This window comes from Streptomyces sp. AHU1 (assembly GCF_045343905.1).
Lineage (GTDB): Bacteria > Actinomycetota > Actinomycetes > Streptomycetales > Streptomycetaceae > Streptomyces > Streptomyces triticiradicis.
This window is the reverse complement of record NZ_CP174283.1, coordinates 6,475,834-6,498,011: the sequence shown is the minus strand read 5'-3', so window position 1 is coordinate 6,498,011 and position 22,178 is coordinate 6,475,834. Positions and strand designations below refer to the sequence as shown.

The 22,178-nt window shown below is 67.8% G+C and carries 13 protein-coding genes and 3 rRNA genes; 4 read left to right on the top strand and 12 right to left on the bottom strand.

The window, feature by feature from the left end; all coding sequences use genetic code 11:
• Nucleotides 1-96: 96 nt before the first annotated feature.
• From rrf to thyX, 6 genes are all read right to left on the bottom strand, one after another.
• Nucleotides 97-213: ribosomal RNA gene (gene rrf, locus ACICHK_RS28975) — 5S ribosomal RNA — on the bottom strand.
• Between the two features lie 89 nt (nucleotides 214-302).
• Nucleotides 303-3,425, bottom strand: a 23S ribosomal RNA gene (locus ACICHK_RS28970).
• A gap of 318 nt (nucleotides 3,426-3,743) precedes the next feature.
• A 16S ribosomal RNA gene (locus tag ACICHK_RS28965) occupies nucleotides 3,744-5,269 on the bottom strand.
• Together the 16S, 23S and 5S rRNA genes form the textbook arrangement of a ribosomal RNA operon.
• 516 nt (nucleotides 5,270-5,785) lie before the next feature.
• Nucleotides 5,786-7,471, bottom strand: coding sequence for a ribonuclease J (locus ACICHK_RS28960; protein ID WP_103552231.1), 1,686 nt, complete (start codon nucleotides 7,469-7,471; stop codon nucleotides 5,786-5,788).
• A gap of 132 nt (nucleotides 7,472-7,603) precedes the next feature.
• Nucleotides 7,604-8,503: a 4-hydroxy-tetrahydrodipicolinate synthase gene (dapA, locus tag ACICHK_RS28955; RefSeq protein WP_406839151.1), complete on the bottom strand. Its 900-nt coding sequence runs from the start codon at nucleotides 8,501-8,503 to the stop codon at nucleotides 7,604-7,606.
• A gap of 211 nt (nucleotides 8,504-8,714) precedes the next feature.
• Entirely contained in the window at nucleotides 8,715-9,455 is a 741-nt protein-coding gene (thyX, locus tag ACICHK_RS28950; protein WP_406839150.1) for an FAD-dependent thymidylate synthase, read from the bottom strand.
• Between the two features lie 268 nt (nucleotides 9,456-9,723).
• On the opposite strand from thyX, the gene ACICHK_RS28945 reads away from it, so the two are divergent.
• Together ACICHK_RS28945 and ACICHK_RS28940 are read left to right on the top strand one after the other, a co-directional pair.
• On the top strand, nucleotides 9,724-9,987 hold the full coding sequence (locus ACICHK_RS28945; RefSeq protein ID WP_406839149.1) for a hypothetical protein: 264 nt from the start codon (nucleotides 9,724-9,726) through the stop codon (nucleotides 9,985-9,987).
• Nucleotides 9,988-10,077: 90 nt separating this feature from the next.
• The gene (locus ACICHK_RS28940) at nucleotides 10,078-10,635 is read left to right on the top strand and encodes a hypothetical protein (protein ID WP_406839148.1); all 558 of its coding nucleotides are present in this window, start codon (nucleotides 10,078-10,080) and stop codon (nucleotides 10,633-10,635) included.
• 65 nt (nucleotides 10,636-10,700) lie between these two features.
• Here the strand turns inward: ACICHK_RS28940 and ACICHK_RS28935 are convergent, their stop codons facing one another.
• The 5 genes from ACICHK_RS28935 to rpsO all read right to left on the bottom strand — a co-directional run bounded on the left by ACICHK_RS28935 (nucleotide 10,701) and on the right by rpsO (nucleotide 16,206).
• Nucleotides 10,701-11,153, bottom strand: coding sequence for a hypothetical protein (locus ACICHK_RS28935; RefSeq protein WP_151474859.1), 453 nt, complete (start codon nucleotides 11,151-11,153; stop codon nucleotides 10,701-10,703).
• 32 nt (nucleotides 11,154-11,185) lie between these two features.
• The gene (gene dapB / locus ACICHK_RS28930; RefSeq protein ID WP_406839147.1) at nucleotides 11,186-11,938 is read right to left on the bottom strand and encodes a 4-hydroxy-tetrahydrodipicolinate reductase; all 753 of its coding nucleotides are present in this window, start codon (nucleotides 11,936-11,938) and stop codon (nucleotides 11,186-11,188) included.
• A gap of 26 nt (nucleotides 11,939-11,964) precedes the next feature.
• Nucleotides 11,965-13,344: a pitrilysin family protein gene (locus ACICHK_RS28925; RefSeq protein ID WP_151474857.1), complete on the bottom strand. Its 1,380-nt coding sequence runs from the start codon at nucleotides 13,342-13,344 to the stop codon at nucleotides 11,965-11,967.
• Nucleotides 13,341-15,557, bottom strand: coding sequence for a polyribonucleotide nucleotidyltransferase (locus tag ACICHK_RS28920; protein ID WP_103552224.1), 2,217 nt, complete (start codon nucleotides 15,555-15,557; stop codon nucleotides 13,341-13,343). The genes ACICHK_RS28925 and ACICHK_RS28920 overlap by 4 nt, the downstream gene beginning before the upstream one ends.
• A gap of 361 nt (nucleotides 15,558-15,918) precedes the next feature.
• Complete coding sequence (gene rpsO / locus ACICHK_RS28915) at nucleotides 15,919-16,206, bottom strand: 30S ribosomal protein S15 (protein ID WP_103552223.1); 288 nt, start codon at nucleotides 16,204-16,206, stop codon at nucleotides 15,919-15,921.
• 265 nt (nucleotides 16,207-16,471) lie between these two features.
• On the opposite strand from rpsO, the gene ACICHK_RS28910 reads away from it, so the two are divergent.
• Together ACICHK_RS28910 and ACICHK_RS28905 are read left to right on the top strand one after the other, a co-directional pair.
• Entirely contained in the window at nucleotides 16,472-16,765 is a 294-nt protein-coding gene (locus tag ACICHK_RS28910; protein WP_151474856.1) for a DUF397 domain-containing protein, read from the top strand.
• Between the two features lie 489 nt (nucleotides 16,766-17,254).
• On the top strand, nucleotides 17,255-20,896 hold the full coding sequence (locus tag ACICHK_RS28905; protein WP_406839146.1) for an SCO5717 family growth-regulating ATPase: 3,642 nt from the start codon (nucleotides 17,255-17,257) through the stop codon (nucleotides 20,894-20,896).
• Nucleotides 20,897-21,010: 114 nt separating this feature from the next.
• On the opposite strand, the gene ACICHK_RS28900 is transcribed toward ACICHK_RS28905, so the two are convergent.
• The gene (locus ACICHK_RS28900; protein ID WP_103552221.1) at nucleotides 21,011-21,964 is read right to left on the bottom strand and encodes a bifunctional riboflavin kinase/FAD synthetase; all 954 of its coding nucleotides are present in this window, start codon (nucleotides 21,962-21,964) and stop codon (nucleotides 21,011-21,013) included.
• Nucleotides 21,965-22,178 lie beyond the last annotated feature (214 nt).

Genomic DNA, 22,178 nt, shown 5'->3' with positions numbered 1-22,178 from the left:
CGCGGATACTGGTCGCGCAACGTGAACGACAAGTAAAGCAAAACAAAAAAGAGCTGGTCCCCGAACCGAAGTTCGGGGACCAGCTCTCTAAATTTTGTTCGGCGGCGTCCTACTCTCCCACAGGGTCCCCCCTGCAGTACCATCGGCGCTGTGAGGCTTAGCTTCCGGGTTCGGAATGTAACCGGGCGTTTCCCTCACGCTATGACCACCGAAACTCTATGAAACTGTCAACCGGAGCCGAGGCCATACGGCTACGACGGTTGTTCGTGGTTTCAGAACCAACACAGTGGACGCGAGCAACTGAGGACAAGCCCTCGGCCTATTAGTACCAGTCACCTCCACCCGTTACCGGGCTTCCAGATCTGGCCTATCAACCCAGTCGTCTACTGGGAGCCTTAACCCCTCGAGGGGGTGGGAATACTCATCTTGAAGCAGGCTTCCCGCTTAGATGCTTTCAGCGGTTATCCCTCCCGAACGTAGCCAACCAGCCATGCCCTTGGCAGGACAACTGGCACACCAGAGGTTCGTCCGTCCCGGTCCTCTCGTACTAGGGACAGCCCTTCTCAATATTCCTACGCGCACAGCGGATAGGGACCGAACTGTCTCACGACGTTCTAAACCCAGCTCGCGTACCGCTTTAATGGGCGAACAGCCCAACCCTTGGGACCGACTCCAGCCCCAGGATGCGACGAGCCGACATCGAGGTGCCAAACCATCCCGTCGATATGGACTCTTGGGGAAGATCAGCCTGTTATCCCCGGGGTACCTTTTATCCGTTGAGCGACGGCGCTTCCACAAGCCACCGCCGGATCACTAGTCCCGACTTTCGTCCCTGCTCGACCCGTCGGTCTCACAGTCAAGCTCCCTTGTGCACTTACACTCAACACCTGATTGCCAACCAGGCTGAGGGAACCTTTGGGCGCCTCCGTTACTCTTTAGGAGGCAACCGCCCCAGTTAAACTACCCATCAGACACTGTCCCTGATCCGGATCACGGACCCAGGTTAGACATCCAGCACGACCAGACTGGTATTTCAACGACGACTCCCACCACACTGGCGTGCGGCTTTCACAGTCTCCCAGCTATCCTACACAAGCCGAACCGAACACCAATATCAAACTGTAGTAAAGGTCCCGGGGTCTTTCCGTCCTGCTGCGCGAAACGAGCATCTTTACTCGTAGTGCAATTTCACCGGGCCTATGGTTGAGACAGTCGAGAAGTCGTTACGCCATTCGTGCAGGTCGGAACTTACCCGACAAGGAATTTCGCTACCTTAGGATGGTTATAGTTACCACCGCCGTTTACTGGCGCTTAAGTTCTCAGCTTCGCCAAGACGAATCTTGACTAACCGGTCCCCTTAACGTTCCAGCACCGGGCAGGCGTCAGTCCGTATACATCGCCTTACGGCTTCGCACGGACCTGTGTTTTTAGTAAACAGTCGCTTCTCGCTGGTCTCTGCGGCCACCCCCAGCTCAGAGTGCAAGACTCATCACCGGACGTGGCCCCCCTTCTCCCGAAGTTACGGGGGCATTTTGCCGAGTTCCTTAACCATAGTTCACCCGAACGCCTCGGTATTCTCTACCTGACCACCTGAGTCGGTTTAGGGTACGGGCCGCCATGAAACTCGCTAGAGGCTTTTCTCGACAGCATAGGATCATCCACTTCACCACAATCGGCTCGGCATCGGGTCTCAGCCTTGATGTGTGACGGATTTGCCTATCACACGGCCTACACCCTTACCCCGGGACAACCACCGCCCGGGCTGGACTACCTTCCTGCGTCACCCCATCACTCACCTACTGCAGGTCTGGTCCGTCGGCTCCACCACTCCCCTTTGCCCGAAGGCTCCGGGGCGGCTTCACGGACTTAGCATCGCCTGGTTCGATGTTTGACGCTTCACAGCGGGTACCGGAATATCAACCGGTTATCCATCGACTACGCCTGTCGGCCTCGCCTTAGGTCCCGACTTACCCTGGGCAGATCAGCTTGACCCAGGAACCCTTAGTCAATCGGCGCACACGTTTCTCACGTGTGTATCGCTACTCATGCCTGCATTCTCACTCGTGAACCGTCCACCACTGCCTTCCGGCGCGGCTTCACCCGGCACACGACGCTCCCCTACCCATCACAGCACCCGTTGGGGCTTATTGCTGCAATGACACGACTTCGGCGGTACGCTTGAGCCCCGCTACATTGTCGGCGCGGAATCACTAGACCAGTGAGCTATTACGCACTCTTTCAAGGGTGGCTGCTTCTAAGCCAACCTCCTGGTTGTCTCTGCGACTCCACATCCTTTCCCACTTAGCGTACGCTTAGGGGCCTTAGTCGATGCTCTGGGCTGTTTCCCTCTCGACCATGGAGCTTATCCCCCACAGTCTCACTGCCGCGCTCTCACTTACCGGCATTCGGAGTTTGGCTAAGGTCAGTAACCCGGTAGGGCCCATCGCCTATCCAGTGCTCTACCTCCGGCAAGAAACACACGACGCTGCACCTAAATGCATTTCGGGGAGAACCAGCTATCACGGAGTTTGATTGGCCTTTCACCCCTAACCACAGGTCATCCCCCAGGTTTTCAACCCTGGTGGGTTCGGTCCTCCACGACCTCTTACAGCCGCTTCAACCTGCCCATGGCTAGATCACTCCGCTTCGGGTCTTGAGCGTGCTACTAAAGGCGCCCTGTTCGGACTCGCTTTCGCTACGGCTTCCCCACACGGGTTAACCTCGCAACACACCGCAAACTCGCAGGCTCATTCTTCAAAAGGCACGCAGTCACGAGGCAAGCACAAGTGCTTGCCCGACGCTCCCACGGCTTGTAGGCACACGGTTTCAGGTACTATTTCACTCCGCTCCCGCGGTACTTTTCACCATTCCCTCACGGTACTATCCGCTATCGGTCACCAGGGAATATTTAGGCTTAGCGGGTGGTCCCGCCAGATTCACACGGGATTTCTCGGGCCCCGTGCTACTTGGGTGTCTCTCCAACGAGCCGCTGACGTTTCGACTACGGGGGTCTTACCCTCTACGCCGGACCTTTCGCATGTCCTTCGCCTACGTCAACGGTTTCTGACTCGTCCTGTCGCCGGCAGACGACAGAAGAGAGATCCCACAACCCCCCAAGCGCAACCCCTGCCGGGTCTCACACGCTTGAGGTTTGGCCTCATCCGGTTTCGCTCGCCACTACTCCCGGAATCACGGTTGTTTTCTCTTCCTGCGGGTACTGAGATGTTTCACTTCCCCGCGTTCCCTCCACTTGCCCTATGTGTTCAGGCAAGGGTGACAGCCCATGACGACTGCCGGGTTTCCCCATTCGGAAACCCCCGGATCAAAGCCTGGTTGACGGCTCCCCGGGGACTATCGTGGCCTCCCACGTCCTTCATCGGTTCCTGGTGCCAAGGCATCCACCGTGCGCCCTTAAAAACTTGGCCACAGATGCTCGCGTCCACTGTGCAGTTCTCAAACAACGACCAACCACCCATCACCCCGAACCAGTGGTTCGAGTGCACTGGGGCCGGCACTGAAAGCAAGCCTTACGGCCGTGCCCTCAGACACCCAACAACGTGCCCGGCCGGAACCTGTCCGGAGATCATGCTTTCCACGCTCTTGCGAGCAGTACTTGCAAGTCTCCGGCCCGAGAATCCGGCCGAATAATCAACGTTCCACCCATGAGCAACCACCGTCGGACGTCTGCCGACGTAATGGCCCTGGACCACCAGGCAGAACCTGGCGGCCTAGATGCTCCTTAGAAAGGAGGTGATCCAGCCGCACCTTCCGGTACGGCTACCTTGTTACGACTTCGTCCCAATCGCCAGTCCCACCTTCGACAGCTCCCTCCCACAAGGGGTTGGGCCACCGGCTTCGGGTGTTACCGACTTTCGTGACGTGACGGGCGGTGTGTACAAGGCCCGGGAACGTATTCACCGCAGCAATGCTGATCTGCGATTACTAGCAACTCCGACTTCATGGGGTCGAGTTGCAGACCCCAATCCGAACTGAGACAGGCTTTTTGAGATTCGCTCAACCTCACGGTATCGCAGCTCTTTGTACCTGCCATTGTAGCACGTGTGCAGCCCAAGACATAAGGGGCATGATGACTTGACGTCGTCCCCACCTTCCTCCGAGTTGACCCCGGCAGTCTCCTGTGAGTCCCCATCACCCCGAGGGGCATGCTGGCAACACAGAACAAGGGTTGCGCTCGTTGCGGGACTTAACCCAACATCTCACGACACGAGCTGACGACAGCCATGCACCACCTGTACACCGACCACAAGGGGGACCCTGTCTCCAGGGTTTTCCGGTGTATGTCAAGCCTTGGTAAGGTTCTTCGCGTTGCGTCGAATTAAGCCACATGCTCCGCTGCTTGTGCGGGCCCCCGTCAATTCCTTTGAGTTTTAGCCTTGCGGCCGTACTCCCCAGGCGGGGAACTTAATGCGTTAGCTGCGGCACCGACGACGTGGAATGTCGCCAACACCTAGTTCCCACCGTTTACGGCGTGGACTACCAGGGTATCTAATCCTGTTCGCTCCCCACGCTTTCGCTCCTCAGCGTCAGTAATGGCCCAGAGATCCGCCTTCGCCACCGGTGTTCCTCCTGATATCTGCGCATTTCACCGCTACACCAGGAATTCCGATCTCCCCTACCACACTCTAGCTAGCCCGTATCGAATGCAGACCCGGGGTTAAGCCCCGGGCTTTCACACCCGACGTGACAAGCCGCCTACGAGCTCTTTACGCCCAATAATTCCGGACAACGCTTGCGCCCTACGTATTACCGCGGCTGCTGGCACGTAGTTAGCCGGCGCTTCTTCTGCAGGTACCGTCACTTGCGCTTCTTCCCTGCTGAAAGAGGTTTACAACCCGAAGGCCGTCATCCCTCACGCGGCGTCGCTGCATCAGGCTTGCGCCCATTGTGCAATATTCCCCACTGCTGCCTCCCGTAGGAGTCTGGGCCGTGTCTCAGTCCCAGTGTGGCCGGTCGCCCTCTCAGGCCGGCTACCCGTCGTCGCCTTGGTGAGCCACTACCTCACCAACAAGCTGATAGGCCGCGGGCTCATCCTTCACCGCCGGAGCTTTCAACCCCCCAGGATGCCCTGAGGAGTGTTATCCGGTATTAGACCCCGTTTCCAGGGCTTGTCCCAGAGTGAAGGGCAGATTGCCCACGTGTTACTCACCCGTTCGCCACTAATCCACCCCGAGGGGCTTCATCGTTCGACTTGCATGTGTTAAGCACGCCGCCAGCGTTCGTCCTGAGCCAGGATCAAACTCTCCGTGAATGTTTACCGGTAATCCGGTTGACACACACGAGAGCGGAACAACCGGTCGGAATAGGACCGGTCGTTCACAGCGTCCTCGCTGTGCGCCTGCCCCAACGGGGCAGGACTTTTTCAAAGGAACCTCGTCCCGGCCGATCGGCCGGAGACGGGGTATCAACATATCTGGCGTTGATTTTTGGCACGCTGTTGAGTTCTCAAGGAACGGACGCTTCCTTCGTACTCACCCTCTCGGGCTTTCCTCCGGGCGCTTCCCTTCGGTCTTGCGTTTCCGACTCTATCAGACCGTTTCCGGATCCGATTTCCTCGGTGCTTTCCAGGTCCCGGCTTTCGCGTTTCCCTTTCCGGCGGCTCCGACTTTATCAGATTTTCTGAGTCGGAATTCCCGCCCCGTTCGGGGACCGGCTCCGGAGCGCAAGGCTTTGGGGTTCCCGTTCAGGCGGAGATGTAAACGTACTGGAGCGGAGCGCCCCGATGCAAATCGAGGTGCTCCGCTCCTGGTTGAGAGCTGACCGAGGGTCAGACCTCGACGACGACCGGGAGGATCATCGGGCGCCGGCGGTAGGTGTCGGACACCCACTTGCCCAGCGTGCGGCGGATGAGTTGCTGCAGCTGATGGGGCTCCACCACGCCGTCCTGGGCCGAGCGCTCCAGGACTTCCGTGATCTTCGGGATGACGTCGGCGAAGGCCGAGTCGTCGATGCCGGAGCCGCGCGCCTGGACGTGCGGGCCGCCGGTGAGCTTGCCGGTGCTGGCGTCCATCACCACGAAGACCGAGATGATGCCCTCGTCGCCGAGGATCTTGCGGTCCTTGAGCGCGGGCTCACCGACGTCGCCGACCGAGAGGCCGTCGACGTAGACATAACCCGCCTGGACCTTGCCGGAGATCTTCGCCTTGCCCTCGACCAGGTCGACGACGACGCCGTCCTCGGCGATCACGATCCGGTCGTGCGGGACACCGGTCAGGGCGCCCAGCTCGGCGTTGGCGCGCAGGTGGCGCCATTCGCCGTGGACCGGCATCAGGTTGCGCGGCTTGCAGATGTTGTAGAAGTACAGCAGCTCGCCCGCGGAGGCGTGGCCGGAGACGTGCACCTTGGCGTTGCCCTTGTGGACGACGTTGGCGCCCCAGCGGGTCAGGCCGTTGATGACGCGGTAGACCGCGTTCTCGTTGCCCGGGATGAGCGACGACGCCAGGATCACCGTGTCGCCCTGGACGATCCGGATCTGGTGGTCGCGGTTCGCCATCCGGGAGAGGGCGGCCATCGGCTCGCCCTGGGATCCCGTGCAGACGAGGACGACCTCGTGGTCCGGAAGGTCGTCGAGCGTCTTGACGTCGACCACCAGGCCCGGCGGGACCTTCAAATAACCGAGGTCACGGGCGATGCCCATGTTGCGGACCATCGAGCGGCCGACGAAGGCGACCCTGCGGCCGTACTCGTGGGCGGTGTCGAGGATCTGCTGGATGCGGTGCACGTGGCTGGCGAAGCTCGCCACGATGATCCGCTTGCTGGCGTTCGCGAAGACCTGGCGCAGCACGTTCTGGATGTCGCGCTCGGGCGGGACGAAGCCCGGGACCTCGGCGTTCGTGGAGTCCGAGAGGAGGAGGTCGATGCCTTCCTCGCTCAGTCGGGCGAACGCGTGCAGGTCCGTGAGACGGCCGTCCAGCGGGAGCTGGTCCATCTTGAAGTCGCCGGTGTGGACGGCCATGCCCGCGGGGGTGCGGATGGCGACCGCGAGGGCGTCCGGGATGGAGTGGTTGACCGCGACGAACTCGCAGTCGAAGGGGCCGATGCGCTCCCGGTGGCCCTCGGCCACTTCGAGCGTGTAGGGCCGGATGCGGTGCTCCTGGAGCTTCGCCTCGATGAGCGCGAGGGTCAGCTTGGAGCCGATCAGCGGGATGTCCGGCTTCTCGCGCAGCAGGAACGGGACACCGCCGATGTGGTCCTCGTGGCCGTGCGTGAGCACGATGCCCTCGATGTCGTCGAGGCGGTCCCTGATGGACGTGAAGTCCGGCAGGATCAGGTCGATTCCGGGCTGCTCCTCCTCGGGGAAGAGCACTCCGCAGTCGACGATCAGCAGGCGGCCTCCGTACTCGAAGACCGTCATGTTCCGGCCGATCTCGCCGAGACCGCCGAGCGGGGTGACCCGCAGGCCGCCCTTCGGGAGGACCGGCGGTGCGCCGAGTTCAGGATGCGGATGACTCAAAAGACTCTCCTCACCACGCGCGCCACGTGCCTGGCAAGGCACGTGGCGCGCGTGACGTTCGTGCAGTAGCTGTTGTGTGGGGTGCAGGCCCGTGGCCCGCGGGTCAGGCGTATTCAGTTGTGAAGTCTGTGGTCAGAGCTCTACCCCGCCGGCGCCAAGATCGATCTTGAGCTGGGTGGTCTCCTCGGGCGACAGTTCGACCATCGGGGCGCGGAGCGGACCGGCGGGCAGGCCCTGGAGGGCGAGCGCGGCCTTGGTCGTCATGACGCCCTGGGTGCGGAACATGCCGGTGAAGACGGGGAGCAGCTTCTGGTGGATCTCGGTGGCCTTCTGGACGTCCCCCGAGAGGTACGCGTCGAGCATCGCGCGCAGCTCCGGGGTGACGACGTGGCCGACCACGGAGACGAAGCCCACCGCGCCGACGGAGAGCAGCGGCAGGTTCAGCATGTCGTCCCCGGAGTACCAGGCGAGGCCGGAGCGGGCGATGGCCCAGCTGGCACGGCCGAGGTCTCCCTTGGCGTCCTTGTTCGCGACGATACGCGGGTGCTCGGCGAGCCGCACCAGGGTTTCGGTGTTGATCGGCACGCCGCTGCGGCCGGGGATGTCGTAGAGCATGACCGGCAGTTCGGTCGCGTCGGCGATGGCCGAGAAGTGCCGGTACAGGCCCTCCTGCGGGGGCTTGTTGTAGTACGGCGTCACGGTGAGCAGGCCGTGCGCGCCGGCCCGCTCGGCCTCGCGGGCCAGCTCGATGCTGTGGTGGGTGTCGTTCGTGCCGACGCCGGCGACGATGTGGGCGCGGTCGCCCACCGCCTCCAGCACGGCGCGTACGAGTTCCGATTTCTCCGCGTCGCTGGTGGTCGGGGACTCACCGGTGGTGCCGTTGATGATCAGGCCGTCGTTGCCTGCGTCCACCAGGTGGGTCGCGAGCCGCTGAGCGCCGTCGAGGTCGAGTCCGCCGTCCGCCGTGAAGGGCGTGACCATGGCGGTGAGGACCCGCCCGAAGGGGGTCTGCGGAGTGGAGATCGGAGCCATGGGTAATACGCTACTCGCTGCTCACCGCGAGGTCTGCCCTCGGGGACCATGACAAAGCACGACAAGGGTGGAACCCGGCACTGCCTGCTCGGGGGTTCAAGCAGTGCCGGGTCCGTTTGATCAGGCTAGATGAACTTCGCGAAATGCCGCAATACGGACACTTCGCTCGGTTGATCCGTACATCTGTGCCGGACCGGTGCGTAGAGGCGTGTTACGGCGCCACGCGCCCGTTGGCGTTGTACGCCGCGTGCGTGAGGGGCATGAGCTTCGCCCACTCCGCCTCCATCTTCTCGGCGACCATCTCGATCTCCCGCTGGGGGAACGACGGCACCTTGGCGAGCTCGTGCTGGGTGCGCAGGCCGAGGAAGTGCATCAGGGAACGGGCGTTGCACGTGGCGTACATCGAGGAGAAGAGACCCACCGGGAGCGTGGCGCGGGCGACCTCGCGGGCGACGCCGGCCGCCAGCATCTCCTGGTACGCGGCGTAGGACTGCCGGTAGGACTCCTCCATGGCCGCAGTGACGGTCTTGTGCTGTTCGGGGGTGCCCTGGACGAACTCGTACTTGCCGGGGCGCCCCTGCTGGACCAGCTTGCGGTCCTCACCGGGAACGTAGAAGACGGGCTCCAGCTCCCTGTAGCGGCCCGACTCCTCGTTGTAGGACCACCCCACGCGGTGCCGCATGAACTCGCGGAAGACGAAGATCGGGGCGCTGACGAAGAAGGTCATCGAGTTGTGCTCGAAGGGGCTGCCGTGGCGGTCCCGCATCAGGTAGTTGATCAGGCCCTTGGAGCGCTCCGGGTCCTTCTGCAGTTCCTCCAGCGACTGCTCGCCCGCGGTGGAGACACGGGCGGCGAACAGCACGTCGGCGTCGGAGGCCGTGTGCTTGATCAGCTCGACGGTGACATCACTGCGGAAGAGGGGCTTGAGGTCGTCGGCCGGGGTGTCGGTCACGGTGCGGAGGGTCCTTCCCATCACTGTCTCGGGCGGCGACCACTCTACGGCCCGGCACCGACAACGGGCTTTCGGTGCCGGGCCGCGACATTCATCGGCGAACTTCTGCGAATTCGGTGATTCCGGGCACCTCTTGTAACGTTCGGCCGTCTGTATGAGCGAGAAGGACGCGTTCGAGCGGTTCGCGTCGCTCGCCACCGGATCACCCCGGTCGTCCGGATCACCCTGACGTCGTGCCCAGCAGGTCCCCAGAGGAGAAGCACCGCCCATGTCCCTCCCCCAGCTACCGCCGGGAGGTGCCCCCAGCGCGCCCGTCCCGTTCGCCTTCACCGCCGAAGCCGACCCGTTCCGCAGCAACGTCGCTCCCCCGCCCCGCGAGCGGCCCTCCGCCGGGCAGGTGGCCGGCCGCGCGCTCTTCGGCCTCACGCTGATCGCCGGGCTCGCCGGGTCCCTGATCCTCGGAATGCCCGCCCTGTCACAGGATGCGCCGCCCGCGCAGACGCAGCACTCCGTGGCGTCGGACGGCCGCTGACCCTTCCGGACCCCCGAGGGTGGTGAGCCCGCAACCGGCTCGATAACCTCACCGGGCACTGCCCATGCGTGGATCGAGTGAGGATCAGTCGTGCCCCTGCCCTTTCTGACGGCGGACCGCGCCTTTGACGAGGCGGCGGAGGATGTCGCGCTGCCCTTCGACGACCGCGACCGCTGGCGGCGCCCCTACCGGCCCGGTCCCTGGCGGGTGGGCGCGGCCGCACTCGTCCTGCTGCTCGCCTCGTACGTGCTCGTCGCGGCCGTGATCATCGCCGTCGCCGGGACGCTGTCCGGCGCCGCTGCCTGCATGGCCGTCGCGGGGGTCGTCATCCTGTGCGCGCTGCGACTGCTGCGCATGGGGGTGTGGGTCAGTGCCCGGGGGCTGCGCCGGGTGGGCTTCTTCGTCACGCGGACGACTCCGTGGGAGCGGGTCGTGGCGGTGCGCACGGTTCAGCAGCCGGTGCGCTGGCTGGGGCTGCCGCGCACGGTTCAGGGCCAGGCCCTGACGCTGGTGAGCGCGGACCGCGCGCCCGGGGACGTGCCGCCGCTGATGACCACGCACAACGCCGACTTCCTGGCGCGCGCCGAGGCCTTCGACCGGGCGGCGGACGTCATCGAGGTGTGGGCCGACGAGTACCGCCGGGCCTGAGACACCAAGACGAAGGGGCCGGTCCGCACAGCGTGCGGACCGGCCCCTTCGTCGTACGGCCTCGATCAGGCCTCCAGCGTCCTGCCCTCGTGCAGGGCGATGGCCCTTTGCATGGCCTTGCGGGCGCGCGGGGTGTCGCGGGCGTCGTGGTAGGCGACGGCGAGGCGGAACCAGCTCCGCCAGTCGTCCGGGGCGTCCTCGGTCTCGGCCTTGCGGCGGGCGAAGACCTCGTCGGCCGAGTCGCGGTCGATGCGGCCGCCCTCGGTGCGCCGCAGCTCGTCCACGGGCAGCCCGCCCTCGGCGTCGAGCACGGCGGCGAGCCGGTTGGCCTTCCGGACGAACTGGGTGTTCTGCCACAGGAACCAGATGCCGATGACCGGCAGGATGAGCACCGCGACCCCGAAGGTGACGGTGATCAGGGTGCCGTTCTGGATGAGCAGCACCCCCCGGCTGCCGACCAGGACGAAATAGACGACCAGGACGGCGGCCGTGATGGCATAGGTGATCTTCGCGCGCATGTCTGCCGGCTAACTGTCGTACGTTCCCCGGCTCAGCCGAGGTCGAGGAAGTGTTCCAGGCCGAAGGTGAGGCCCGGGGTGGTCACCACGCGGCGGGCGCCGAGCAGGATGCCCGGCATGAAGCTGCTGTGGTGGAGGGAGTCGTGGCGGATGGTCAGGGTCTCGCCCTCGCCGCCGAGCAGGACCTCCTGGTGGGCCAGGAGGCCGCGCAGCCGGACCGCGTGCACCGGGACGCCGTCGACGTCGGCGCCACGGGCGCCGTCCAGGGCGGTCACCGTGGCGTCGGGCTGCGGGGCGCTGCCCGCGCGCTCCCTGGCCGCGGCGATGAGCTGGGCGGTGCGCGTGGCGGTGCCGCTGGGGGCGTCCACCTTGTTCGGGTGGTGCAGCTCGACGACCTCGACGGACTCGAAGTACGGCGCGGCGGCCTCGGCGAACTTCATCGTCAGCACGGCCCCGATGGAGAAGTTGGGCGCGATGAGCACACCCGTCTTCGGGGACGCGGCGAGCGAGGTGCCGAGCTGCGCGAGGCGCTCCTCGGTCCAGCCGGTGGTGCCGACCACGGCGTGGATGCCGTGCCGGACGCAGAAGTCGAGGTTGCCCATCACCGAGGCCGGGGTGGTCAGCTCGACCACGACCTGGGCGTCGGCCTCGACCAGCGTCTCCAGCTTGTCGCCGCGGCTCAGCGCGGCCACCAGCTCCATGTCCTCGGCGGCCTCGACGGCTCGTACCGCCTCGGCCCCGATCCGGCCCTTGGCACCGAGGACCGCCACGCGCAGCTTGCTCATTGCTTCGTTCCTTACCGAGACGGGATTCACGCGACCGCGTCGTGCAGTCGGGAGGCCTGCTTGTCCTTGACCGGGCCGATGACCGCCAACGAGGGCCGCTGTCCCAGGACGTCCCGGGCGACGGAGCGGACCTCGTCGGGGGTGACCGACGCTATCCGGGCGAGCATGTCATCGACCGACATCTGCTCGCCCCAGCACAGCTCGCTCTTGCCGATGCGGTTCATCAACGCGCCGGTGTCCTCCAGGCCGAGGACCGTGGATCCCTGCAGCTGACCGATGGCGCGGCCGATCTCGTCGTCCGAGAGACCGTGCTCGGCGACCTGGTCGAGCTCGTCGCGGCAGAGCTTGAGGACGTCGTGGACCTGGTTCGGGCGGCAGCCCGCGTAGACGCCGAAGAGACCGCAGTCGGCGAAGCCCGAGGTGTACGAGTACACGCTGTAGGCCAGGCCGCGCTTCTCCCGGACCTCCTGGAACAGGCGCGAGGACATGCCGCCGCCGAGGGCGGTGTTCAGCACGCCGAGGGCCCAGCGGCGGTCGTCGGTACGGGCCAGGCCCGGCATGCCGAGGACGACGTGGGCCTGCTCGGTCTTGCGGCCGAGGAGTTCGACGCGGCCCGCGGTGCGGATGCCGCGCCGGCCGCCGCGCGGGGCGATGGGGGCGGCCGTCTCGTTCTTGAAGGCGCCGGCCTTCTCGAAGGCGGCGCGCACCTGGCGTACGACCTTGTTGTGGTCGACGTTGCCCGCGCAGGCCACGACGAGGTGCGTCGGGTCGTAGTGCTTCTTGTAGAAGCGGCGGATGCGGTCCGCGGTGAGGGCGTTGACCGTGTTGACGGTGCCGAGGACCGGGCGGCCGAGGGGGGTGTCGCCGAGCATCGTGTGCGCGAACAGGTCGTGCACGCAGTCGCCCGGGTCGTCCTCGGTCATCGCGATCTCTTCGAGGATGGCTCCGCGTTCGACGTTGACGTCGTCCTCGAGGATGAGCGAGCCGGTCAGCATGTCGCAGACGACGTCGATGGCCAGCGGCAGGTCGGTGTCGAGCACGCGCGCGTAGTAGCACGTGTACTCCTTGGCCGTGAACGCGTTCATCTCGCCGCCGACCGCGTCGATCGCCGAGGAGATGTCCAGCGCGCTGCGGCGCGAGGTGCCCTTGAAGAGCAGGTGCTCCAGGTAGTGCGTGGCGCCGTTCAGGGACGGCGTCTCGTCGCGGGAGCCCACGTGCGCCCAGATGCCGAACGTGGCGGAGCGCACCGAGGGGAGCGTCTCGGTGACGATGCGCAGGCCGCCGGGCAGGGTGGTCTTGCGGACCGTGCCGATGCCGTTCGCGCCCTTGATGAGGGTTTGGGTACGGGCGACGGCCCGCGCCTCCGAAGAGGTGCGGGCCGTCGTCGTGGAGCTACTCGACGTCACTGGTCGGTGTCGTCCTTCTTGTCGTCGTCGCCTTCGCCCTCGACCACGGGGATCAGGGAGAGCTTGCCGCGGGAGTCGATCTCGGCGATCTCGACCTGGACCTTCTGGCCCACACCGAGGACGTCCTCGACGTTCTCCACGCGCTTGCCGCCGGCGAGCTTGCGGATCTGCGAGATGTGCAGCAGACCGTCCTTGCCCGGGAGCAGCGACACGAACGCGCCGAAGGTCGTCGTCTTCACGACGGTGCCCAGGTAGCGCTCGCCGACCTCCGGCATGGTCGGGTTGGCGATGCCGTTGATCGTGGCGCGGGCGGCCTCGGCGGCCGGGCCGTCGGCGGCACCGATGTAGATGGTGCCGTCGTCCTCGATCGTGATCTCGGCGCCGGTGTCCTCCTGGATCTGGTTGATCATCTTGCCCTTGGGGCCGATGACCTCGCCGATCTTGTCCACGGGGATCTTGACGGTGATGATCCGCGGGGCGTTCGGGGACATCTCGTCCGGCGTGTCGATCGCTTCCATCATCACGTCGAGGATGTGGAGGCGGGCGTCGCGGGCCTGCTTGAGGGCCGCGGCCAGGACGGAGGCGGGGATGCCGTCCAGCTTGGTGTCGAGCTGGAGGGCGGTCACGAACTCCTTGGTGCCGGCGACCTTGAAGTCCATGTCGCCGAAGGCGTCCTCCGCACCGAGGATGTCGGTGAGGGCGACGTAGTGCGTCTGGCCGTCGATCTCCTGGGAGATGAGGCCCATGGCGATGCCCGCGACGGCGGCCTTCAGCGGCACACCGGCGTTGAGCAGCGACATCGTGGAGGCGCAGACCGAGCCCATGGACGTCGAGCCGTTGGAGCCGAGGGCCTCGGACACCTGGCGGATCGCGTAGGGGAACTCCTCGCGGGTCGGCAGGACCGGCACGATCGCGCGCTCGGCGAGCGCGCCGTGGCCGATCTCGCGGCGCTTCGGGGAGCCGACGCGGCCCGTCTCACCGACGGAGTACGGCGGGAAGTTGTAGTTGTGCATGTAGCGCTTGCGGGTCACCGGGGAGAGGGTGTCCAGCTGCTGCTCCATGCGGAGCATGTTGAGGGTGGTGACGCCCAGGATCTGGGTCTCGCCACGCTCGAACAGCGCCGAGCCGTGCACGCGCGGGATGGCCTCGACCTCGGCGGCCAGCGTACGGATGTCCGTGACGCCGCGGCCGTCGATGCGGACCTTGTCCTTGATGACGCGCTCGCGGACGAGCTTCTTCGTCAGCGCGCGGTACGCGGCGGAGATCTCCTTCTCGCGGCCCTCGAACTGCGGGAGCAGCTTCTCGGCGGCGATCTCCTTGACGCGGTCCAGCTCGGCCTCGCGGTCCTGCTTGCCGGCGATGGTGAGCGCCTGGGCGAGCTCGCTCTTGACCGCGGCGGTGAGGGCCTCCAGGACGTCGTCCTGGTAGTCGAGGAAGATCGGGAACTCGGCGGTCGGCTTGGCGGCCTTCGCGGCGAGGTCCGACTGCGCCTTGCACAGGACCTTGATGAAGGGCTTCGCGGCGTCGAGACCGGCGGCCACGACCTCCTCGGTCGGCGCCTCGGCGCCACCCTTGACCAGCTGGATCGTCTTCTCGGTGGCCTCGGCCTCGACCATCATGATCGCGACGTCGCCGTCCTCCAGGACGCGACCGGCGACGACCATGTCGAAGACGGCGTCCTCGAGCTCGGTGTGCGTCGGGAACGCGACCCACTGGCCGTTGATCAGCGCGACGCGGACGCCGCCGACCGGGCCGGAGAAGGGAAGACCGGCCAGCTGGGTGGACGCGGAGGCGGCGTTGATCGCCACGACGTCGTACAGGTGGTCGGGGTTGAGCGCCATGATCGTGGCGACGACCTGGATCTCGTTGCGAAGGCCCTTCTTGAAGGACGGACGCAGCGGGCGGTCGATGAGGCGGCAGGTGAGGACGGCGTCCTCGGAGGGGCGGCCCTCACGGCGGAAGAAGCTGCCGGGGATCTTGCCCGCGGCGTACATCCGCTCCTCGACGTCGACCGTCAGGGGGAAGAAGTCGAGCTGGTCCTTGGGCTTCTTGGAAGCGCTGGTGGCCGACAGCACCATGGTGTCGTCGTCCAGGTACGCGACGGCGGAGCCGGCGGCCTGCTTGGCCAGGCGGCCCGTCTCGAAGCGGATGGTGCGGGTGCCGAAGGAACCGTTGTCGATAACGGCCTCGGCGTAGTGGGTCTCGTTCTCCACTAGCGTTTTCTCCTCGTCTTCGTCCCGTCCTGCCCGTGTGGCAGGGGGACGGTGGCGGAGAAGCGCTCCTTCTCGTGCGGGCCGGTCTTCGATCGAAGCACCCGGGCTCTCGCGCCCGGGGGCCACTACCGAGGACCGGCGGCGATGAGGCGCGCTTCTCCTCGTTCGTTGTCGTGAGATGCCCTACCCGGCGGGTACGGCGTCGTCACGCTGTGTTCGTACGTGCTGTTTCCTGCGTATTGCGTTGTGCTACCACACTACAAAGCGTCGGTGACACTCCGCACGTAGAGAGTGCGTACGGCAGCACATACAGCAAAAGGAGCGGCCCCCAAGAAGTGGGAACCGCTCCCTTCACGGCGTCTTACTTGGCGCCGGCCGCACCGCGGCGGATGCCCAGGCGCTCGACCAGCGTACGGAAGCGCTGGATGTCCTTCTTGGCCAGGTACTGGAGAAGGCGGCGACGCTGGCCGACCAGGATCAGAAGACCACGGCGGGAGTGGTGGTCGTGCTTGTGCGTCTTGAGGTGCTCGGTCAGGTCCGAGATGCGGCGCGAGAGCATGGCGACCTGGACCTCGGGGGAGCCGGTGTCGCCCTCCTTCTGGCCGAACTCGCTGATGATCTGCTTCTTCGTAGCGGCGTCGAGCGACACGCGTACTCCTCGTAGTCTCAATGTCTGCCACCGAGTGCCCCTGGTCCACTTCTCAGGGGAGCTTCCGTGACTCGGGAGGCGGGGATCCGCTGGGCGCGGCCTCCAGAGCGGTGCTCCGGGGGTGCGTACACAAACGGCCGTTACACAGGGTACCAGCCTGGGCGGATACGTCTGTCCGGGTATCCGAACCTTCCCGGACGGCGCGGACCGGGCCACTAGGGTGACGGCAGAGGTCATTCGTACGTGGGGAAGGGGCCGGCGGAACATGGCCGAGGAAGCGGAGAACGACGTCAGGGCGCGCAAGGAGCGGGAGAAGGACGAGCTCTACGCCCTCGACATCTCGGGCGTCGAATGGCAGAGCGCGCCGGGTACCGAGGAGCACGAGGAGCGGGTCGAGATCGCCCATCTGCCCGGGGGCGCGGTGGCCATGCGGTCCTCGCTCGACCCGGGGACGGTCCTGCGGTACACGGAGGCCGAGTGGCGGGCCTTCGTGCTGGGTGCCCGGGACGGCGAGTTCGACCTGGAGCCCGCTCCCCCCGCGGGCGGTCAGGCGGAGTAACGGGCTCCGCCCGGGACCCGGGGCCGGTGCGGAGACATCTCTCCGTGTCGGCCCTTTCGTCTGTCCGCCTCGCGCGTCCGCCCTGCGGCGGTTCCCCCGTGGGAGGCACGTGGGCACCGGACGGACGAGGAGGGCACGGCAGCGCCGGGCGGGCGACCGTGCGACAAGTGGACACCTTGCACCGTTGTTTGTCCGCTTTCGAGGTCAATGGTGAGCGGGTGCGGGCCACTTCTGGGCAGGGTGTGCCGTAAAGGGCGGTCGCGGTCGGGTGGACAGGCCTGCCCCGCGAACAGCCATGGTGATTAGGCTGGGACCGGGCGCGACGCCTGAACCCGTGGACGGGGGGCTCGCGTTATCCGGGGGGCCGGTCAATTCGGGCGGTCTCGTACGGACTTCGGGCGGCCTCGGTCGTCCGTGGACGTCAGCGGACGACAAGCAGACGGTCGGCCCTGCACGACGTGAGGGTGCTCGACCACACCAGGAGGAATTGTGAACAGCGATCGGGACGGGATCCGCGGGGGCTGGGCCACGCCCGGCGATGACCAGTCCGACGCCGAGTCCGCCGCCGAGACGACGGGCGAGTTCACCATCGACTACGCGCCGCCCGCCTGGTACACGCAGAACGCCTCGGACAGCGCCGGGGGTTCGGGGAGCACGGGCGACGCGCGGACACAGGGCGGTTCGGGGGACTCGGAGGAGGCCGACGGTCCCGAGGGGTCCGCGGGCCCCGAGGGGTCCGAGCGCTCGAAGGAGCCCGAAGGGGCGCGGGGTTCGGAGGATCCGGCGTCCGCAGGTGGCTCGGAGAGCGCGTCGGCCGTGGACGGCCCGGCGGACGCTCCGGTGGCCGTCGTGCGGCCCCACGCCGGACAGACCCACGCGGCTGCCCCGGCTCCCGTCGTCGGCGGCCCGACCGTTCTGCCGGACCTTCCCGCGGGCGGACCCCAGGGGGCGTGGACGCCCTCCGCTCCCGACGCGCCGGATTCCGGGAACGGGGACCTCGAGAGCGGCGCGACCATGCGGTTCTCCGCCGTCGCGCTGAAGCGTGAGATCGCCCAGCGGGCGGCCGCCGAGGACACCGGGGACGCGCCCGCGGCCGGGTCCGGGGGCGAGGCTCCGGAGACCGAGGGCGCGGAGGCAGCGGACACGGCGAAGCCCGAGGACACGGCGGAGCCCGAGGACACGGCGGAGGCCGAGGCCGGCACCGCCGAAGGTGACGACCGGGGCGACAGCGACAGCGGCGCGGTACGAGGCGAGGAGCGGGCCGAGGTCCCGAGCGCGCCCGAGCCCGCGCCCGTCATCGACCCCGTGCTCGCCTACCGGTCGTTGGAGGCCGCCTCCCAGTCCCGGCGCGCGGGCGTGGCCGACGTACCGGTGGCGGACCGGGCCGCCCCGGCCGCCGGGTCCGCCGAGGAGCCGAGCACCGACGCGGCCGGGATCGACGGCGAAGTCCCGGATCGGGCCGCGGACCCCATGGAGCCGCGCTCCACGGACGCCGAGGCCGGTCCTGACGACGAGGCCGGTCCTGAGGACGAGGCCCACGACGCCGACGCTTTCCGGCTCCAGGACGCCGCTCCCCAGGACGCGTCCCCCCGGCACAGCGAGCCGCAGCACAGCGCTCCGCAGGATCACGAACCGCAGGACGCGGTGCCCGTGGTCCGGCCGGAGGAGCCCGTGGGGGTGCAGGACACACCTCCCGCCTGGGCTCCGCCGCCACTGCCGGGGGGTGGGCTGCCGCCGCTGCCGCCCGCCTACCAGCCCGCGGCCCCCGCGTCGGCCCCCCAGTGGCCCGCCGCCACGGAGCCCGCCCCGACCGCGCAGAGCGGGGTGCCGCACCAGGCGCCGGTGCCGCAGCAGCCGCCCGTGGCGCCGGCACCGGGGGCGCCTTTCCAGCCCCCGGCCGCGCAGGCACCCGCGCCCGGCCGGCCCTTCCATCCCTCCGCGCCGGTCCCCGCGCCCGCGCCCGGCCAGCCGTTCCAGCCCCCGGCGCCGCAGCCCGCTCCGGTGCAGCCGGCCGGGACCGAGAACGCCGTACCGGCTCCGCCGCAGACCCAACCCCCGGTGGCGCCGGCCCCCGCGCCCACGGCTCCCGTACCCGCCCCGCCGCAGCGGGGGAGTTACGGGTTCCCGGGGCCCGGCACCCCGGACCCGGCGCCCGCCCCGCAGGGCGGCTACGGCTTCCCGGGACCCGGCGCACCGGCTCCGGCGGCCCCGCCCACCGCGGCCCCGGGCTACGGGTTCCCGCAGCAGAACACCTCACCCGGGGACCAGCAGGCGGCCCACACCGCCTCGCCCCAGGACCAGCAGGCTCCGCAGCCGACCGCCCCGCAGGCCCCCGGCTACGGATTCCCGGGGCCCGCCCCGGCCGCCCCGCAGCAGCAGGCACCCGCCCAGCCCGCCCCGGGCTACGGCTTCCCGCAGCAGAACCCCGCGCCCCAGGGCCAGCAGACGCCCCAGCCGGCCGCCCCCCAGGCCCCCGGCTACGGATTCCCGGGACCTGCCCCGGCCGTCCCGCCCGTGTCGGACGCCGTGCCGCCGCACGTCCCGGCCCCGGCCCCAACTCCTCAGCAGGGTTACGGATTCCCGCAGCCGACGGCCGAGTCAGCGGCTCCGCAGCCCGGTTACGACCTCGCGCAGCCCCAGCCCCCCGCACAGGCCGCCCCGCCGTACCCGGCGCCGGCGCAGTCGGAGAACGAGCAGCCGGGGCCTCCGTACCAGCCGGGCCCGCCGCCCGCGCAGCAGCAGCCCGCCGCCCCCGTCGACCCGCGGGCCGGTACCGCCTGGCCGCAGCCCGTGCGGCACGACCAGCGGCAGCCGACCAATCCCGGTGCGGCCCCGCTCGGTTACACCGCGGCGGTGGAGCTGTCGTCCGACCGGCTGCTCAACAACAAGCGGCAGAAGGCCAAGAGCGGTCGCCCGGCCGCCGCGTCGTCGCGCTTCAAGCTGGGCGGGAAGAAGGAAGAGGCCGAACGGCAGCGGAAGCTGGAGCTGATCCGGACCCCGGTGCTCTCCTGCTACCGGATCGCCGTCATCAGCCTCAAGGGCGGTGTGGGCAAGACGACCACGACCACCGCGCTCGGCTCCACGCTCGCCACCGAGCGCCAGGACAAGATCCTCGCCATCGACGCCAACCCGGACGCCGGCACGCTCGGCCGCCGGGTGCGCCGCGAGACCGGCGCCACCATCCGTGACCTCGTCCAGGCGATCCCGTACATCAACTCGTACATGGACATCCGGCGGTTCACCTCCCAGGCGCCCTCCGGGCTGGAGATCATCGCCAACGACGTCGACCCCGCCGTGTCCACGGCCTTCAACGACGAGGACTACCGGCGCGCGATCGACGTCCTGGGCAAGCAGTACCCGATCATCCTGACCGACTCCGGCACGGGTCTGCTGTACAGCGCCATGCGCGGGGTGCTCGACCTCGCCGACCAGCTCATCATCGTCTCGACGCCGTCGGTGGACGGGGCGAGCAGCGCCAGCACGACGCTGGACTGGCTGTCCGCGCACGGCTACGGGGACCTCGTGGCGCGGTCGATCACCGTCATCTCCGGGGTCCGCGAGACCGGCAAGATGATCAAGGTGGACGACATCGTCAGCCACTTCGAGACGCGCTGCCGCGGTGTCGTGGCCGTGCCGTTCGACGAGCACCTGTCCGCGGGTGCCGAGGTCGATCTCGACATGATGCGGCCCAAGGTGCGCGAGGCGTACTTCAACCTGTCCGCGCTGGTCGCCGAGGACTTCGCGCGGCACCAGCGGTCGCACGGACTGTGGACCAACGACGGCAACCCGCCGCCGGTGGCCGCGCCGCCGATGCCGGGTCAGTACGTCCCGGGTCAGTACGTTCCGGGACAGCGGGTTCCCGGGCACCACGCTCCCGGGCAGCAGGTGCCGGCGGCGCCCGCGCCGGGTCAGGCTCCGCAGCAGCCGCAGCCCGGACAGCCGTACGCCCAGCCGGGACAGCCCTACCCGCCGGGGCCCGGTCAGCCCTATCCACAGGCGCCGGCGCAGGGATACCCGCAGCCGCCGCAGCCGCAGCCGCAGCCGCAGCCGGGGCAGCAGTTCCAGCCCGGTCAGCCCTACCCGCCGCACCAGGGGCAGAACCCGCCGCCTCCGGCGCCCCCGCAGCAGTAGCGGCGACCGGCTCCGTCGAGGGGCCGGTCGCCGGAAAGCCGTGAAGACCCGCACCGTTCACGGACGGTGCGGGTCTTCACGTGGGGAGCGGGGCCGGAGAAGGGCCGGGAAGGACTACTCCCCGTCGTACGCCTCGATCAGTTCCCGTGAGCGCTTCACGTCGTCGCCGATCGCCACCAGCAGGGCCTCGATGGAGTCGAACCTGGCCTGGCCGCGGACGAAGGCGAGGAAGTCGACGGCGACGTGCAGACCGTAGAGGTCGAGGCCGACACGGTCGATGGCGTACGCCTCCACCGTGCGCTCGGTGCCGTCGAACTGCGGGTTCGTGCCCACGGAGATCGCGGCGGGCATGGCCTCGCCCTGGGCGTGCAGCCAGCCGGCGTAGACGCCGTCCGCGGGGATCGCGGTGTGCGGGAGGGTCTCGACGTTCGCCGTGGGGAAACCGAGCTCGCGGCCGCGCTGGGCACCGCGGACGACGACGCCCTCGACCCGGTGCGGCCGTCCGAGGATCTCGCGCGCGCCCTCGACGTCGCCCTCGGCGACCAGGCGCCGGGTGAGGGTCGAGGAGAACGGCTCGCCGCCGCCCGCCTCGCCGGACACGAAGAGGTCGACGACCTCGACCTCGAAGTCGTACGTCTCCCCCTGTTCGCGCAGGAAGTCGACGTTGCCCGCGGCCCTGTGGCCGAAGCGGAAGTTGGGGCCTTCGACGACCGCCTTGGCGTGCAGCTTGTCGACCAGCACCTTCACCACGAAGTCGGCGGGCGACAGCTTCGAGAACTCGGTGGTGAACGGCAGGATGAGCAGGGCGTCCACGCCCAGTTCCGCCATCAGCTCGGCGCGCCGGTGGTGCGGGGCGAGCAGCGGGGGGTGGCTGCCGGGGCGGACCACCTCGCTGGGGTGCGGGTCGAAGGTGACCACGACGGAGGGGACGCCCAGCTCACGGGCGCGGTCCACGGCATGCCGGATGATCAGCTGGTGTCCGCGGTGCACCCCGTCGTAGGAACCGATGGTGACGACGCTGCGCCCCCAGTCCTCGGGGATGTCCTCCAAGCCACGCCAGCGTTGCACTGTGACCGCTCCTTGTCGAACCCGTGTCCGTGATTGCCTTATTCGCAGCTCTAAGGGTGCCATGCCGTGCGCTCCCTGCTTGCATCGGCATCGGGCTGTGACCGATCGCTCAGCACCGTGGACCGCGGTGCCGAGTTCGGCGGGGCGCGCGGTGCCGGACCCGACGGGGAGTCCGGCGTGGCGCGCGAGGGGGGTCCGGTGCGGTGCGGAGCCC